This is a genomic window from Flavobacterium tructae (assembly GCF_001853485.1).
GTDB classification, from domain to species: domain Bacteria; phylum Bacteroidota; class Bacteroidia; order Flavobacteriales; family Flavobacteriaceae; genus Flavobacterium; species Flavobacterium tructae.
Genome location: NZ_MIKE01000005.1, coordinates 1 through 19,052 on the forward strand (window position 1 = coordinate 1; position 19,052 = coordinate 19,052).

Here is a 19,052-nt window from a genome sequence, read left to right on the forward strand (position 1 = left end):
GTATTCAGGTAGCGCGAGGATATTTAAATCGAGAAGAACTAACAAATGAGAAATTTATCGACAGCCCCTTTTTAGAAGGCGAACGAATGTATAAGACAGGGGATTTAGCACGCTGGCTTCCGGATGGTAACATAGAATATATCGGCAGAAAAGACGATCAGGTTAAAATTCGCGGTTATCGAATAGAATTAGGGGAGATTGAAAACGCCTTATCTTCTTTAGCGGGCGTAAACCAATGTTGTGTTCTGGCTAAAGAAGATACAACAGGCAACAAACGTCTGGTTGGTTATGTAGTTTTAGAAGGAGCATTAGACAAAGAGCAATTACAAAACCAATTAAAATTAAGTTTGCCTGAATACATGGTTCCTCAATTATGGGTGGCATTAGATACAATGCCATTAACTGATAACGGAAAACTGGATAAAAAAGCATTACCGGATCCGGATGGTTCAGAACTATCGAGTAAAGAATATGTAGCACCACGCAACGAAACAGAAGAAAAGTTGGTAGCAATTTGGCAAAACCTGTTAGGGGTAGAACGAGTAGGAATTCATGATGATTTCTTCGAACTTGGAGGTCACAGTTTGCTGGCTACGCGTTTAGTTTCGATGATCCGTAAAGAACTCTCTAAAGAGATTGAAATTGCGGATGTTTTTGCCTATACCACGATTTCAGACTTAGAAACTCATTTATCATCTCAGTCAGAAGGTATTTTACTTCCGGTTATTACGGGGGGAGAGCGTCCGGAGCGTATTCCTTTATCCTTTAGTCAGGAACGACTATGGTTTTTGGATCAGCTTCAGGGCAGTACCGAATACCATATCCCTATAGTTCTGAGTTTAGAAGGCGCTTTAGAGATATCGCTGTTGGAACAAACCCTGCATGGTATTGTTTCGCGTCATGAGGTCTTACGCAGTATGCTTTTATCAGAAGAAGGTATCGCTTATCAGCAAATCATCAGTGCAGAAGGCTGGTCACTGGATACAGAGATCATATCGGATGAACTCGTCTTAAAAAATCAGATCGCCGACTATGTCAATCAACCTTTTGATTTATCAAAAGACTATAAACTGCGTGCGTGTTTATACACTTTAGGGAATCAGAAATATGTGTTGGCTTGTGTTTTCCATCATATTGCCAGTGATGGCTGGTCGGAGGGAATTTTGGTGAATGAGTTTACACAATTATATAGTACATTACAATCCAACAGCATACCTAATCTACCAACACTTCATTTACAATATGCCGATTATGCGATTTGGCAGCGCAACTATTTAGAAGGAGCGGTTTTAGAGGATCAGTTGTCGTATTGGGAATCCAAACTAAGTGGCGTAAGTACTTTGTCCTTACCAACAGATTATCCCCGTCCTTCGGTTCCGAGCAATGCGGGAGCAGCTGTCTCTTTAGCCTTAGACCAGAAGCTGAGCGCATCATTAAACGCTATTTGTAAAGAAGAAGGAGTAACCTTGTTTATGCTTTTATTATCTGCCTTTAAGATCTTGTTATCGCGTTACAGTGGTCAGGAAGACATTTGTGTTGGAACACCAATTGCAAATCGAACGCAAGCAGAATTAGAAGGAATGATTGGTTTTTTTGTCAATACTCTGGCGCTTCGCAGTGATTTGAGCGGCGATCCGAGTTTTAAGGATGTGTTGTCAAGAGTAAAACAAACAACTCTTGAAGGTTACGACCATCAATTAACCCCATTTGAGAAGGTGGTTGATCGTGTGGTTACAAGCCGTGATAGGAGTATGAGTCCGTTGTTTCAGGTGATGTTTGATTTTCATAATGTGGAATCAAAATCAGGAGATATTGGAGAACAGGAAAAAGGTATACAAGGAGTTGCGCTTTCAGGTTATCCTTTTGATATTGCTACAGCTCAGTTTGATTTATCTTTCAGTGTATCCGAGAGCAGCACTGGTATTTCATTAGCCCTAAATTATGGTACAGCTTTATTTGATGAGGCTACAATCAACCGTATGTTGCTGCATTATCAGGAATTATTACAAAGCATTACTGAAAATATCACTGAGCCAATCAGTAATCTGTCGATGCTTAGCCAGGCAGAAGAACATCAATTATTGAATGTTTTCAATAACACGGCTGTTGCATATCCTCTAGATAAGACTACAGTTGATTTATTCGAAGAGCAGGTTAAACAAACACCTAATGCTGTTGCAGTTGTTTATGGAGATGAAGAGCTAACTTATAAAGAATTAGACCAACGTTCTAATCAGTTGGGGCATTATTTGCGTGAGCAGGGTGTAAAACCCGATGATCTGGTAGGGATCTGTCTGGAACGAGGATTTGAGATGCTGATAGGTATTCTTGGAATCTTAAAATCAGGTGGTGCTTATGTTCCAATTAAGCCAGATTATCCAACAACCCGTATCTCTTATATTGTTAAAGATATAGGATGTAGTTTGTTGCTTACTGATAGTTTTACAAAGAATATTTTGAACTCTTTAGCATTAGATGTCACTACCATAGTATTAGGAGGTTCTGCTGCTGTATATAATAACTATTCAGTTGATTCATTAGATTTATCTTATTCATCTAATTCTTTGAGTTATGTGATTTATACCTCAGGTAGTACTGGAGTTCCTAAAGGAGCAATGATTGATCATTGTGGTTTATTAAATCACCTTTTGGTAATGGTAGATGAGTTAGAAATGGATAATAATAGTGTTGTAGCTTTTACAGCACCATTCACCTTTGATATTTCGGTATGGCAATTATTAAGTGGTTTACTTTGTGGAGGTCGCATAGCTATTTATAGTGAACGCATGATCTTAGATATCTCTGATTTTCAAGACGCTTTAGAAATATATCAAGTTACACATCTTCAATTAGTTCCTTCTTACTTGTTGAGTTTATTAGAGACAGGTTCAAGAAAAGGATTGGAAGATTTACATTATTTTTTAATTACCGGAGAGGCAGCTACTACATCACTATTACAGTTATGGTTTTCTGTGTACCCTTCTATTCCTGTAGTAAATGCTTATGGTCCGGCAGAGGCATCGGATGACGTAAGTCTTCATATCATGAAAGAAGCTCCAAAAAGTACTATTGTTCCTGTTGGGAAACCAGTAGCCAATATGTCTCTATATGTAGTAGATATTTTTGAGAATTTGTGCCCAATAGGTATAATAGGAGAATTATGGGTTAGCGGAGTAGGAGTAGGTCGTGGTTATCTGAATCAGCCTGAGCTTACGTCTGAAAAATTCATAAGTAATCCATTTAAGGAAGGTGAACGAATTTATAAGACAGGTGATTTAGTACGTTGGTTACCCGATGGAAATATTGAGTTTATCGGCAGAAAGGACGATCAGGTTAAAATTCGCGGCTATCGAATAGAATTAGGTGAGATTGAAAACATCTTATCTTCTTTAGAAGGAGTCTCACAATGTTGTGTTCTGGCTAAAGAAGATACAACAGGCAATAAACGTCTGGTTGGTTATGTAGTTTTAGAAGGAAAATTGAACAAAGAGCAATTACAAAACCAATTAAAATTAAGTCTGCCACAATACATGGTTCCTCAATTATGGGTAGCATTAGATACAATGCCATTAACCGGTAACGGAAAACTGGATAAAAAAGCATTACCGGATCCGGATGGTTCAGAACTATCGAGTAAAGAATATGTAGCACCACGCAACGAAACAGAAATACAGCTAGCCGAGATCTGGCAGAACCTGTTAGGGGTAGAACGAGTAGGGATTCATGATAACTTCTTCGAACTCGGAGGTCACAGTTTGCTCGCTACGCGTTTAGTTTCGATGATTCGTAAGGATTTAAAAAGAGAAGTTTCTATCCGTGAAGTATTTGAACATACTACAATCTCAGAATTAGGAACTCATTTATCATCTCAGTCAGAAGGTGTTTTACTTCCGGTTATTACAGGGGGAGAGCGTCCGGAGCGAATTCCTTTATCGTTTAGTCAAGAACGACTATGGTTTTTGGATCAGCTTCAGGGCAGTACCGAATACCACATTCCTATAGTTCTGAGTTTAGAAGGCGCTTTAGAGATATCGCTGCTGGAACAAACCCTGCATGGTATTGTTTCGCGTCATGAGGTCTTACGCAGCATGCTTTTATCCGAAGAAGGTATCGGTTATCAGCAAATCATCAGTGCAGAAGGCTGGTCACTGGATACAGAGATCATATCGGATGAACTCGTCTTAAAAAATCAGATCGCCGACTATATCAACCAACCTTTTGATTTATCAAAAGACTATAAACTGCGAGCGTGTTTATACACTTTAGGGAATCAGAAATATGTTTTGGCATGTGTTTTCCATCATATTGCCAGTGATGGCTGGTCGGAGGGAATTTTGGTGAATGAGTTTACACAATTATATAGTGCATTACAATCCAACAGCACCGCTAATCTACCAACACTTCATTTACAATATGCCGATTATGCGATTTGGCAGCGTAACTATTTAGAAGGAGCAGTTTTAGAGGATCAGTTGTCGTATTGGGAATCCAAACTAAGTGGCGTAAGCACTTTGTCCTTACCAACAGATTATCCCCGTTCTTCGGCTCCGAGCAATGCAGGAGCAGCTGTCTCTTTAGCTTTAGACCAGAAGCTTAAAACTTCATTAAATGCTATCTGTAAAGAGGAGGGAGTAACCTTATTTATGCTTTTATTATCCGCCTTTAAGATCTTGTTGTCGCGTTACAGCGGTCAGGAAGACATTTGTGTTGGAACACCAATTGCAAATCGAACGCAAGCAGAATTAGAAGGAATGATTGGCTTTTTTGTCAACACTTTGGCGCTTCGCAGTGATTTGAGCGGTGATCCGAGTTTTAAGGATGTGTTGTCAAGAGTAAAACAGACCACTTTAGAGGGATACGATCATCAGTTAACCCCATTTGAGAAGGTGGTTGATCGTGTGGTTACAAGCCGTGATAGGAGCATGAGTCCGTTGTTTCAGGTGATGTTTGTATTACAAAATGAAGGAGATAATCAAGTCCAAAAAGAGAACGAATTAAATGATATTATTATTTCCGGATATGAGTTTGATACGGTTAGTTCTAAGTTTGATTTGACATTTAGTGCATCAGAAAATAACAATGGTATTTCATTAGCGGTAAATTATTGCACAGCTTTATTTGATAAGGCTACAATCGAGAGTATGCTGCTGCATTATCAGGAATTATTGCAAAGTATTATAAGCAGTACCAAACAACCAATCAGTACTCTGTCCATGCTTACCCAGGCAGAAGAGCATCAATTATTGAATGTTTTCAATAACACTGAAGCTGCCTATCCATCAGATAAAACAATAGTTGATTTATTTACCGAGCAGGTTAAACAAACACCTAATGCTGTTGCAGTTGTTTATGAAGATGAAAAGCTAACCTACAAAGAATTAGATCAGCGCTCCAATCAGTTGGCACACTATTTATTATCGAATAATAACATTAGTCAGGATAGTTTAATTGGAGTAGTTTTAGATCGCAGTGATTGGTTAATTATTTCACTTCTTGCGATATTGAAAACGGGATCGGCTTATGTTCCCATCGATCCTAATTTTCCTGAAGAAAGAAAAATGTATATAAAGAATGACAGTAATTGCACTATTGTTGTAGATGATTTGTTATTAGATACTTTCAAAGAAGTTATTACTTCGTATCCTGCTGATTTACCTGAAATAATTACAACTCCTGCTGGCTTGGCATATGTTATTTATACTTCGGGTAGTACGGGTAAACCTAAGGGAGTTATGGTTGAGCATAGAAACTTGGTTCATTTATGTTTTTGGCATCAATCTGCATATTCTGTAACTGCTCAAAGTAGAGGTACTCTATTCTCAGGGGTTGGTTTTGATGCTAGTGTTTGGGAAATATATCCATACTTGCTTTCTGGAGCCAGTTTATATCCTATTTCAGAAAAATATCGTTACGATTTGGATAAGCTTTTTACTTTTTTAACCCAACATGCTATTACACATACTTACATGCCTACATTAGTATGTGAGAGTTTTGTAGACAAAGAAATATCTTTACCTAATATTATTGTTTTAACAGGCGGAGATGTACTACACTTAAGTAAATCAAGCGATATTGCTATTTATAATAATTACGGACCAACAGAAACTACTGTAGTTGCCACTAATTATAAAGTATTAAATACTCCAATAACTAAGATTCCTATTGGTAAGCCTATTAATAATACTCAAGTTTATATTTTGGATAATCACGATCAGCTTTTACCTGTAGGAGTCATCGGAGAGTTGTGTATTGGTGGAGCAGGAGTTACCAGAGGTTATTTAAATCAGCGAGATTTAACAAAGGAAAAATTTATAGCGAATCCGTTTAAAGAAGACGATCGAATTTATAAGACAGGTGATTTGGTACGTTGGTTGCCAGATGGTAATATAGAGTTTATAGGCAGGAAAGACGATCAGGTTAAAATTCGTGGTTATCGCATCGAGCTTGGAGAGATTGAAAATGTGCTGTCCTCTTTAACAGGTGTAAGTCAATGTTGTGTCCTGGCCAAAGAAGATACAGCAGGCAATAAGCGTTTGATAGGTTATGTGGTATTGGAAGAGGCATTAGACAAAGAGAAATTACAAAAACAATTAAAGTTAAGCTTACCAGAATACATGGTTCCCCAATTATGGGTTGCTTTAGAAGAAATGCCGCTAACCAGTAATGGAAAGCTGGATAAAAAGTCATTACCGGATCCTGATATTTCAGACTTATCCAATACAGTATATGTAGCTCCACGCAGTGAAACAGAATTACAGTTAGCTGAAATCTGGCAAAACCTGTTAGGCATAGAGCAAGTAGGAATTCATGACAACTTCTTCGAACTGGGCGGTCACAGTTTACTGGCCACACGTTTAGTTTCAATGATCCGTAAGGAATTGATAACAGAAGTTTCTATTCGTGAAATATTTGAATATGCCACAATCTCAGAACTAGGGATACATTTGTCATCTCAGTCAGATGTTGTTTTACTTCCCGGTATTACAGGTGGAGACCGTCCAGAATGTATTCCATTATCTTTTAGTCAGGAACGACTATGGTTTTTGGATCAGCTTCACGGCAGTACCGAATACCATATCCCTATTGTTCTTGGTTTAGAGGGAGCCCTAAATGTATCGATACTAAAACAAACCCTTCATGGGATTGTTTCGCGCCATGAGATCTTACGTAGTATGATTTTGTCAGCAGAAGGTATCGGTTATCAGGAAATTATAAGTGCAGATCACTGGTCATTGGATGCGGAGATTGTATCGGATGAACTATCATTAAAAAATCATATAGCAGACTATGCCAATAAACCTTTTGATTTATCTAAAGACTATAAACTGCGAGCATGTTTGTATACCTTAGGCAATGAGAAGTATGTTCTGGCATGTGTGTTTCATCATATCGCCAGTGATGGTTGGTCAGAGGCGATTCTGGTCAATGACTTTATGGAATTATACAGTTCCTTTGAATCTGGTCGTGAAGCAATTTTACCTCAGCTTAGGTTACAATATGCCGATTATGCTATTTGGCAGCGCAAATATTTAGAGGGGACTGTTTTAGAGGATCAATTATCATACTGGGAATCCAAACTAAAAGGAGTAAGCACTTTGTCATTGCCTACAGATTATACCCGTCCTTCTATGCAGAGCAATGCAGGGGCAGTTACTTTTTTAATGCTAAATCAGGAAATAAGGACTTCATTAGAGCAATTATGTAAAGAAGAAGGCGTAACGCTGTTTATGCTTTTATTATCCGCTTTTAAAGCTTTGTTGTCTCGTTACAGTGGTCAGGAAGACATTTGCGTAGGAACACCAATAGCCAATAGAACGCAATCGGATTTAGAGGGTATGATCGGCTTTTTTGTGAATACTCTGGCACTTCGTAGTGATTTAAGTGGAGACCCGAGTTTTAAGGATGTATTGGCAAGAGTAAAACAGACTACCCTTGAAGGATATGATCATCAGTTAGCTCCTTTTGAGAAAGTTGTAGATCGTGTGGTTACGACCCGTGATAAGGGTATGAGTCCTTTGTTTCAAGTGATGTTTGATTTTAAAAAGATGGAATCAAAATCTGAAGAAGCTGTACAAGAAGAGTTAGGTATTCAGGGAGTTAAGTTATCAACTTACCCTTCTGAACTTACTACAGCTCAATTTGATTTAATATTTAATGCATCTGAAAACAGCGAGGGTATCTCATTAGGAGTAAATTACAACACTACTCTGTTTGATCAATCGACAATAGATCGAATGCTATCGCATTATCAGGAGTTGTTGATTAGTATTACAGAGAATATTACCCAGCCAATAAGTAATCTGTCGATGCTCACCAAAGAAGAATCATACCAATTATTAAGTATTTTCAACGATACTGATACAGCTTATCCAAAAGAGAAAACTATAGTAGATTTATTAGAAGAACAAACGAAGCGTACTCCGGATAATGTTGCATTAGTTTGTGGAAATAATACGATGACTTATAAAGAATTAGAGGAACGTTCCAATCAATTAGTTCATTATTTGAAATCGAATGGTGTGGTTAAAGATTCGCGAGTAGCTATATTGTTTGATAGGGGTTTTGATATGATCATTAGTATGCTTGGTATTCTCAAGTCAGAATGTACTTATGTTCCATTAGATGCCTCATTGCCATCTAATCGCTTATCCTATATAATTGAAGATTCAAACGTGAGCTTTCTTCTTTACAGTGAAGAATCGTTACTGTCTAAACTATCCGTTTCAGAATTTATTTTTCTTTTAGATGTTACAGAATCCTATACTTACGAATCTTCAGCTATTTCATGTGAAATAGCACCAGCTTCAACAGCTTATGTAATGTATACATCAGGAACTACAGGAAATCCAAAAGGAGTGATGGTTACACACGGTAATATTGTTAGCCTTTGTACAAGTTGTGATTATACTGCTTTAAATTCAGATACAGTTTGGCTGTCCACTGGATCTGTTGCTTTTGATGCGACAACTTTGGAATTTTGGGGTACTTTATTAAATGGAGGTCAGTTGGTATTAGCAGATACAAATTCTTTATTAGAGATCAAAAGTTTAAAAGACCTTATAATCAGACATAAAGTTACTACTATGTGGATGACCGCTTCCTGGTTTCATCAGGTAGTTGAAGAAGATGCATCTGTTTTTGCACCTCTTATTTCTTTATTGGTTGGAGGAGATGTAGTCTTATTTACCTATACCAATAAGTTAAAAGAACTATATCCGTCTCTTCAGATTATAAACGGGTATGGCCCTACAGAGAATACTACATTTTCAACAACTTATACCATTGAGGGAGCAAGAGTAAAGGCTCTTCCTATCGGAAAACCGATAAAAAACAGCCACGTATATGTTACGGATTCTGAATTAAACTTAGTACCCATAGGAGTTGTTGGAGAGTTATGCGTTGGAGGAAGTGGAGTTGCATTAGGTTATTTAAACCAGGAAGAATTAACCAGCGATAAATTTATAAATGATCCGTTTAAAGCAGGCGAAAGAATATATAAAACAGGAGATTTGGCACGCTGGTTGCCAGATGGTACTATTGAGTTTATCGGAAGAAAAGATGATCAGGTTAAGATTCGTGGTTATCGAATAGAATTAGGCGAAATTGAGAATGTATTGTCATCTTTAGCAGGAGTGACGCAGTGTTGTGTATTGGCTAAAGCTGATGCAAATGGCACTAAGAATTTAGTGGGTTATGTTGTATTGGAAGATGCATTAGACAAAGAGTCTTTACAGCAAGGGTTAAGGCTAAATTTGCCTGAGTATATGATTCCTATGATCTGGGTCGTGTTAGATGTAATGCCATTAACCAGTAATGGGAAGCTGGATAAGAAATCATTACCAGATCCAGATGGTTCAGAATTATTAAGTAAAGAATACGTAGCACCCCGTAATGAAACGGAAGAACAACTAGCCGTAATCTGGCAGGAGACTTTAGGAATTGATAAGGTAGGAATACAGGACAATTTCTTTGAATTGGGGGGGCATAGTTTACTAGTTATAAAATTAGTAGCTCTTATTAATGAGGTATTCTCTACAGATTTCAGCATCAATACCGTTTTTGAGCATGCAACTATTGCTGAGTTTGTTGCTAACATCCATTCAGAGGATCATTTCAAAAATAGCGTTATGGTTCCTTTACAGGAAAAAGGAAGTCGAAAAGCTATATTTCTAACGCCGCCGGGGAGTGGAACAGTGAATTGTTTTATTGAACTGACAAAACTATTAGGAAAAAATCAGCCTGTTTATGCATTTCAATGTCCGGGATTATATGGAGAATCACCAATTTCAGAATCTATAGAAGAAATGGCTTCCGGATTTATTACAGAAATGCAAAAAAAGGATCCACATGGCCCTTATCGACTCGGAGGATATTCATTTGGAGCGACTGTCGCTTATGAAATGGCACTGCAATTGCGAAATAATGGATTTCATGTAGAAGAATTATTAATTTTCGATGGAAGAATTTTAAATGAAGATAATAGCGAAATCAATGAAGATGAATTATTTAGAGAATTTTTAAAAGAACAAACAGCAATATTTGGAGAAGATTTTGATTTTTCAATTTTAGCTCTTGAAGATAAATCGAAAGAAGAACAACTCGAATCTTTGAGTAAATTGTTAAGAGAGTCGGAATTTAAAATAAGTGATCAGGAGTTAAGAGGACGTTTGGAAGTTAGTTTCTACAATGAAAATTATTCATATTTAAATAAAGTAGAAGAAAAACTGGATGCAAAAATTGTCTTGTTTAAATCAGCATATGTGGAAAAGTATGGAGAAATATTCTTTAATGATAATGATGACTATGGATGGAATGAATATACGAATAAAGAAATAATAGTACATTCAATATCTACCACCCATGGTGCACTTTTAAATAAAGAGAATGTTGAGCAAATTTGTATGCATCTAAAACAGTAATTTAGAATTTATATTAATGAAACAGCTGTAATACTTTTTACAGCTGTTTTTTATCCTTATAATCAAGATTTAATCAATTTCTTTTATTTAAAGCAATTGCTAAGGACATTTTTTTTTGATTTTTTTCATGCTTTTTAATTTAATAGAAATGTTTGTCAGTATTTAGAATTATAATAATGTCAATTTTATAACTGACACTTTGTTAGAAAATCTATAAACTTCAAATTTGAAAATGCTATATAAGAAAATGCAAATCATTAGATTTGCTAGTGTTGATGATGATTTTGCTAGAACAGATTAGAATTGGAATAGTAATTTTGATCTATCTACTATGATTTTAGACAGGTTTAGTGAATTAGAAATGGTAGTTTTAATTTTTGAACTCATAATTAATGTGACTTTAAGTGTCCCATTGTGTCTCATTGTGTCATAATTTCGCTGAAAAAAATCCCAAACAAGAAAATTTTTTTCGTGGTACAATCATGGTACAAAAAAGGGCGAACTATCTGCAAATAAAATTATATAAACAGAAAAATAAATCCCAGTTAAAATGCTATTTTATAGTATTTTAACTGGGATTCTTTGTTTTGTTTTGTGGAGCCTACTTGCCAATGCAGAAATTAGCAAAAATATTCCCTAACAATTCATCGTTGGAAACCTGACCGGTAATAAGACCAAATTGATATAAAGCTTCGCGTATGTCAAGTGCAATCAGATCACTTGAAAGATTAGTTTCCAGACCAAATTTTACTTTCTGAATTTCATCCAGGGCTTTAAGTAGAGAATCGTAATGCCTTGTATTCGTTACGATAGTTTCATTATTACGAAGTGCTCCTGTGTTGACATAAGAAAGCAATTGCTCTTTTAATTCTTCCACTCCAATATTTTCTTTAGCCGAAATTTTTAGAAGTTTTAAGTTTAAAGTTTCAAGTTTTTGATTGATGTTCCCGATTTCATTTTCACTCAATAAATCAACCTTGTTGACCACTACTAATATAGGTTTAAGAGGGTATTTGTTTTTAACCTTTTCAATCTCTACAATATAGTCAGAACCTGAAACCTGAAACCTGAAACCATCAAACAAAAAGACAACAAGCTGTGCCTGATCAATTTTTTCGAAGGTTTTTTTAATTCCGATGCTTTCTACCACATCTTTAGTCTCACGGATTCCTGCCGTATCAATAAATCTGAAACCAATTCCGCCAATCACTAACTCATCTTCGATGGTGTCGCGTGTGGTTCCTGCAATGTCAGAAACAATGGCGCGTTCTTCGTTCAATAAGGCATTGAGCAGAGTAGATTTACCCACATTTGGTTCTCCCACAATAGCAACCGGAATTCCGTTTTTGATCACATTACCAACTGCAAACGAATCAATCAGACGTTTTAAGACAAATTCAATTCGATTTAATAACTCATGAAATTGTGTACGGTCGGCAAATTCTACATCTTCTTCTGCGAAATCCAGTTCTAGCTCAATTAAAGAAGCAAAGTTTAGTAGCTCTTCACGAAGTTTGGCTATTTCATTGCTAAAACCACCGCGCATTTGCTGCATAGCGATTTGGTGTGATGCTTCATTATCTGATGAAATCAAATCGGCAACTGCTTCTGCCTGTGATAAATCAAGTTTTCCATTTAAAAAAGCTCTAAGGGTAAATTCCCCCGCATCAGCCATTCGGCAACCTTTTCGTAACAATAACTGAATAATTTGCTGTTGGATATACGTCGAGCCATGACATGAAATTTCAATCGTATTTTCTCCTGTATAAGAGTTAGGTCCTTTAAAAACGGAAACCAATACTTCATCAAGTGTTTTCGAATCGTCCACAATATGGCCTAAATGTAAAGTATGGGTTTTTTGGAGAGTTAAGTCTTTGTTTTTTATGGATTTAAAAACCGAATTCCCAATGGTAATAGCATCGGAACCTGAAATACGAATGATCGCAATAGCTCCAGCCCCGGATGGGGTAGCCAATGCAACTATAGAATCTTGATTTATCATGCTGCAAAGGTATAAAAAAAGCCATAAAGTTGCGAACTCAAAGAAGAGTTGATTAGGAGACTTCCAGTCTTTTAAATGTCAATTTTAGTAATTTTTTAAATGTTAAAATACTGATAATTATCAGTTTGATTTGCATTTAGAATGTTTAAATTTGAGAAACAAACCTTTAATCTCAAGCAAAATGAAAAAGATACTATTTCCCACAGATTTTTCTGAAGCGGCGACAAATGCTTTTGTCCATGCCTTAGAATTTGCCAAAATTGTAAACGCCGAATTAGTTTTGTTACACACTTTTGAGATTCCGGTTTACGATAGTCAGTTTTTCCCCGAAAATTACGCCTCGATTTACAGTTCAATCGAACTGGCAAAGTTTGAAATGTTTAAAGATGAGATTCCAAAACTTAGAACTATTGCCGCGGAACGAAAATTAGATCACATTGTAATCAAACATCGTTTGATGGACGGTGATTTGATTTTTAATCTGAAAAATGCTGTAGAAGAAGATCATATCGATTTTGTAATAATGGGAACTTCAGGTGTTTCAGACTGGACAAAATTTTTCCTCGGATCAAATACAAGTTCTGTAATTTCAGAAGTCAAAGTACCCGTTTTGTGTATTCCCGCAGATGCAAAATTCAAAAAGATAAAAACAATCGGTTTTACAACCCGCTACCGTGAAAAAGACAAGGCTGAGCTTCGAAAAGTGCTGGAAATAGCAAAGAAAACAAATGCTAAAGTAAAAAGTCTATACGTTAGAGCATCAAACACAGATGTTTCTGATGCCACAATTAAAGAATGGGATAAAGAATTTGCTCATGAAAATGTAGAGTTTTTGGTCTTGCCAAGTGATGAAGTAAAAGAGACTATTCTCGATTTTGTCCTGTATAAAGATGTGGACGTTCTGACGGTTATTACACACAAAAAATCTTTCTTTGAAAGTATTTTCGAATCCAGTTTCAGTAAAAAAATAACTAAGGAAGTTTCGATACCGGTTTTGGTTATGCATGAAAGCTAAAATCAAAGACTAATTAGTGCTGGAATGTGAGTGTAAAAGCTATATTTGTGTTTCATTAATTTATAAGAATGGAAGCCTATCACAATAAAGTTGAATACTATACAGCACTCTTTAATAAAATCAACAAAAAATACAACAGCATCAGTATTCTACGTCTTTTAAGCGTATTTCTGTGTTTGTTTTTATTGTTTTACTACATAAAAACGAATGAAATACTTTACGTAGCTTTTGCTTTTCTGTCTTTTGTTGGTTTTCTCTTTTTAATGCGTATTCATTCGCATTTATCTTTTAAAAGAGAACATACTAAGGCAATTCTAAAACTAAATAAGAATGAAATTGTCTATTTGAAAAGAGAAAAAATCCCTTTTGAGAACGGAATCGAATTCAATGATTTCAGTCATCCATATGCTTACGATCTGGATATTTTTGGAGAGCATTCGTTATTTCAAAATCTAAACAGAACGGCCACTTATATCGGAAAAAAAACACTGGCCAATCAATTGCTGAATTTGTCTTCCAATGAAACTATTCTTGAAAATCAGGAAGCAATCGGGGAATTGAAAACTAAAATGGATTGGCGTCAGGATTTTTTGGCCTTGGCAATGATTAGTTATGACACAAAGAATACTTATGATGCTTTAATTTATTGGAAATCATTTCAAAATAATAAATTACCTAAAGTTTTAATTGCGTTATCCGTTATTCTTCCAGTATTATTTTTTGGCTTTTTGGCAGCCTATTTTATTACTTCAAAAGTAATTTTATTATCGTATCTGACCTATGTTTTTATTGCCAATATGATTGTTTTGGGAAGTTCTTTTAAACGGATTCAGTCAGAGATTGCGAAGGCTGATAATGTGGATAAAATTATTAAGCAATATAGTTTACTGGTTCAAAAAATCGAGACAGAAACTTTTCAGTCAAAAAGATTGATTGATTTACAACAAGAGCTTATTTTTAAGAATGCAACGGCGAGTAAACATTTAAAAGATCTTTCGGAGCTATTTTCCAGAATGGATACGATTAACAATTTTGTTACGGCAACGGTTTTTAACGGCATGTTTTTATTCAATTTGCATGTTTTAAAAGCGCTTTTAAAATGGAAAGAAAACTATTCTGAAAAATTGGAGCAATGGATTAATATTGTTGGGGAGTTTGAAGCACTGAACAGTTTAGCTAACTTATCGTATAATAATCCTGATTTTGTGTTTCCTGAAATTAATTCCGACTATAAAATTGGATTTTCAAATTTGAGTCATCCTTTGTTAAATTCAGCAACAAGAGTAGGGAATGATACTCACTTTTATCCTGAATCTTTCCTGATTTTAACAGGTTCTAATATGTCGGGTAAAAGTACTTTTTTAAGAAGTTTAGGAATCAATATGGTACTGGGAGGAATTGGTTCAGTAGTTTGTGCTTCAAAAGCTAATATGCATCCACTTCCAGTTTTAGTTTCAATGAGATTGTCCGATTCGTTAGCCGATAGTGAATCGTATTTTTTTGCTGAAATTAAACGTTTAAAGCAAATTATGGATGCTTTGGAAGAACGTCCTGCTTTTGTTTTATTGGATGAAATTTTGAGAGGAACAAACTCTGATGATAAACGAAACGGAACAATCGAAGTCGTAAAAAAGGTAATCGCTAAGAATGCAATTGGTGCGATTGCCACACACGATATTGAGGTGTGTCTGACAACAAATGAATACCCTAAGGTTTTAATCAATCAGTGTTTTGAAGTCGAAATCAAAGACAATGAACTTCATTTTGATTACAAGCTGCGTGATGGAATTTGTAAAAATAAGAGTGCAACCTTCCTGATGAAGAAAATGGGAGTAATATGATTGTAGATTGTGAAATGTAAGATGTGAAATGTAGATTGTAAGTTGTCCCTCTGAGCGAAGTCGAAGAGCGGATCAAGTTACAATCTACAATCTACAATTATTTCTGTACCTCTTTGATTGTATTTACAAAAGCTTCAACTGGCTGAGCTCCCGAGATTGCATATTTTCGATCAAAAACAAAAAAAGGAACTCCTTGTATGCCCATATTCTGCGCCTGAATAAGATCAGTGTGTACATCGCTGATGTATAATTTTTCATTTTCAACTGTTTCTTTGACTTCATCCGCGTTTAGACCTGCTTTTACACCAAGTTCAATCAAAGTTTCGGGATCATTTAAGTCTCTTCCTTCTGTAAAATAAGCTCGAAAGAAAATTTCTTCCATTTCATCGGCAAGATTTTTGGTCTTGGCCAACTGAATAATGCGATGTGCCGACAGTGAATTCGAAACTATTGCTTTATCAAAATGATAGTCCAAACCAACGCTTTTAGCGTGTTCTACGACTCCTTTGTGCATTTCGATGGATTGTTCAACAGAGATTCCTTTTCGTTCAGCAAGAAACGTATAAACGTCTTTATCAGTTTGTGCTTCAATAGTAGGATCAAGCTGGAAACTTTTCCATTCAATTTCAAACTCGTCATTAGGAAATTCAGCTAAAGCTGTTTCCAATTGTCTTTTTCCGATATAACAAAACGGACACATAATGTCCGACCAAATTTCTATTTTCATAAATCAAAAATAAGGAAAAAAATTGTTTTCGATTTGGTTTTTCTTTAGAAAACAAACCCGACAGGTTTTTAAAACCTGTCGGGTTTATATGTAATAAGACAAGAAAGAGAAAAATTTTATTTTGACTTGGAATTCATTTTTTTTACAATTTTTTCAAGAGATTTGATTTTTTTATTTTATTCGATGGTGTAAAGTGTAAGTTCTTCTATTTTTTGAAGGAGTTTCATTTGAAATTCTTTCATGTTTACTCCATTTTCTGCCATTTCTTTTTCAGAAGCTACCTCTGGGAGGTGTTTATTTGTTTTGATGAATTTTTCTAGATTGTTTAAATTCATTAGTTTATAGTCGTCTTTAAATACAAAATCACAGCCATTTACTGATTCAACTTTTATTTCTTGTGCTCTGATTGTTCCGCAGACGTCTAGCTTGTGTGTCGGTGAGTAAGTTCCTATTCCAATGTTTCCACCATTTGGAGCAAGCAGTATATTTTGTTGTGAGGTTCCTGGTTTTACACTTTGTAAATAGCCTGCAGAGTATCTGTCATCATATCCCATATATAGAAATTGATTTGCTGTTGCACTTTTTAATTTAAAAGTGCCAATTTCATAACCTGCTTGTGATGTACCCTCAATTTCAAGTTTACTGGTAGGATTAATAGTTCCAATTCCTATGTTTCCGCCAGATTTGAGATATAAAGGGGTTCTAATTCCGGTTTCACTAAATGAAAGATCATTATCGCTTGAAGTAATGTCCCATATTTTATTGTTATTATTAAAAATTACACCGCCATTTTTCACACCAATTTGTCCGGCAACAGTCAAAGTGCGATCTGGGTTATTTAATCCAATTCCAATATTTCCACCGTTAGGAGCGAGCAATATATTTTGTTGCGAAGTTCCTGGTTTAACACCTTGCAAGTATCCGGCGGAATAATTGTCGTCGTACCCCATGTAAAGAAATTGATTTGCTGTTCCACTTTTCAATTTAAATGTACCGATTTCATACCCAATTTGTGATGAACCATCGATTTCAAGTTTTGTTTTTGGATCGGAAGTGCCAATACCTACATTTGCAGTAGTTGTTGTGCCGTTCCATTGGGCATGCATAGTTGCGATACAGTTTAATAAAAACAGGGTAAGTAATTTTTTTTTCATGGGATTTATTTTTGATTTTAATTGATTTTTGTTAGGTTTTGTGTAAAATAAAAAACCGCAACTCTTTTTGGGAATTGCGGTTTCTAGGTATAAAAAATGGTTGGTTAATAGCGATGTTGTATTTTTTTTACAATGATATGTCTTTAATTTGAAACTAAAAAAGATCTCTGTAACAAAAAGAAGTTTTGATGTTAACTATTTAACATTACCGGCATTACTAACATCGTAACAGTTTCTCCTTCTTCTAAACCGTCTACCGGAGTTAGGATACCTGCTCTGTTAGGTAATGACATCTCCAACATAATCATATCTGATTGCAGGTTAGTTAGCATTTCAGTTAAAAAGCGTGAGTTGAAACCAATTTGAAGATCATCTCCCTGATAATCACAAGTAAGTCTTTCCTCTGCTTTGTTAGAGTAATCGATATCTTCTGCAGAAACGTTTAATTCAGCTCCGGCAATTTTTAATCGAATTTGGTGTGTCGTTTTGTTAGAGAAAATGGCCACACGTTTCACCGAGCTTAAAAACAAAGAACGGTCAATCATTAATTTGTTTGGATTTTCTTTTGGAATTACCGCTTCGTAGTTAGGGTATTTTCCGTCAATCAAACGACAGGTTAAAATATAATTGTCAAATGAGAAAGTCGCATTTGAATCGTTGTATTCAATTTTTACTTCAGCATCTGAAGTTCCCAGGATACTTTTTAAAATATTCAAAGGTTTTTTAGGCATGATAAAATCGGCTACCTGAGATGCTTTTACATCTGTACGGGCATATTTTACCAATTTATGAGCATCTGTTGCTACGAAAGTTAATCCTTCTGGTGAGAATTGGAAGAAAACTCCAGACATTACCGGACGTAAATCATCATTTCCGGCTGCGAAAATAGTTTTACTTACAGCAGTTGCTAAAACATCAGCAGGAACAAGCGTTACAGATGGTTCTTCAAGACTTACCGATTTTGGAAATTCTTCTCCTGCAGCGTATGCTAAAGCATATTTCCCTGAGTTTGAACTAATTTCGACGGTATTGTTTTCTTCAACGGTAAAAGTTAAAGGTTGTTCCGGGAACGTTTTTAAAATTTCAAGCAAAAGTTTAGCCGGTACAGCAACACTTCCTTTACTTGTAGAATCGATCGACAACGTAGCAGACATGGTAGTTTCAAGATCTGAAGCCGAAACGGTCAGTTCGCTGTTGTTTAGTTCAAATAAAAAGTTGTCTAAAATTGGCAACGTATTGTTACTGTTAATTACACTACCTAAAACTTGTAATTGTTTTAATAAGTACGAACTCGATACTATAAATTTCATCTCTATTGTTTTATTTTTTTGCTCTTTTCTTTAGTCTTTTCTCAACTAAGATAGGTTTTACAAATATATCGTAAACAATCTTAA

Annotated in this window: 7 protein-coding genes; 3 read left to right on the top strand and 4 right to left on the bottom strand. The window is 35.6% G+C overall.

Annotated features, from left to right (window positions below; all coding sequences use genetic code 11):
- The first annotated feature begins 2 nt into the window (after positions 1–2).
- A complete protein-coding gene (locus BHE19_RS01635; RefSeq protein WP_262487635.1) occupies positions 3–10,919 on the top strand; it encodes a non-ribosomal peptide synthetase in 10,917 nt (3,638 codons plus the stop codon).
- Positions 10,920–11,520: 601 nt separating this feature from the next.
- Here BHE19_RS01635 and mnmE read toward each other — a convergent pair.
- A complete protein-coding gene (gene mnmE / locus BHE19_RS01640; RefSeq protein WP_070905684.1) occupies positions 11,521–12,921 on the bottom strand; it encodes a tRNA uridine-5-carboxymethylaminomethyl(34) synthesis GTPase MnmE in 1,401 nt (466 codons plus the stop codon).
- Between the two features lie 181 nt (positions 12,922–13,102).
- Here mnmE and BHE19_RS01645 point away from each other — a divergent pair, with 181 nt between their 5' ends.
- Both BHE19_RS01645 and BHE19_RS01650 read left to right on the top strand, forming a co-directional pair.
- Positions 13,103–13,936 (top strand): universal stress protein, encoded by an 834-nt coding sequence (locus tag BHE19_RS01645; RefSeq protein WP_070905704.1) that lies wholly within the window; start codon positions 13,103–13,105, stop codon positions 13,934–13,936.
- A 68-nt stretch (positions 13,937–14,004) separates the two neighbouring features.
- Positions 14,005–15,777: a MutS-related protein gene (locus BHE19_RS01650; protein WP_070905685.1), complete on the top strand. Its 1,773-nt coding sequence runs from the start codon at positions 14,005–14,007 to the stop codon at positions 15,775–15,777.
- A 97-nt stretch (positions 15,778–15,874) separates the two neighbouring features.
- Here BHE19_RS01650 and BHE19_RS01655 read toward each other — a convergent pair whose 3' ends face one another.
- The 3 genes from BHE19_RS01655 to dnaN form a co-directional block, all read right to left on the bottom strand.
- Positions 15,875–16,504, bottom strand: a complete 630-nt coding sequence (locus BHE19_RS01655) for a DsbA family oxidoreductase (RefSeq protein WP_070905686.1) — start codon at positions 16,502–16,504, stop codon at positions 15,875–15,877.
- Positions 16,505–16,680: 176 nt separating this feature from the next.
- Entirely contained in the window at positions 16,681–17,658 is a 978-nt protein-coding gene (locus tag BHE19_RS01660; protein ID WP_089059954.1) for a hypothetical protein, read from the bottom strand.
- Positions 17,659–17,849: 191 nt separating this feature from the next.
- On the bottom strand, positions 17,850–18,968 hold the full coding sequence (gene dnaN, locus BHE19_RS01665; RefSeq protein WP_026109975.1) for a DNA polymerase III subunit beta: 1,119 nt from the start codon (positions 18,966–18,968) through the stop codon (positions 17,850–17,852).
- Between the last annotated feature and the right edge of the window lie 84 nt (positions 18,969–19,052).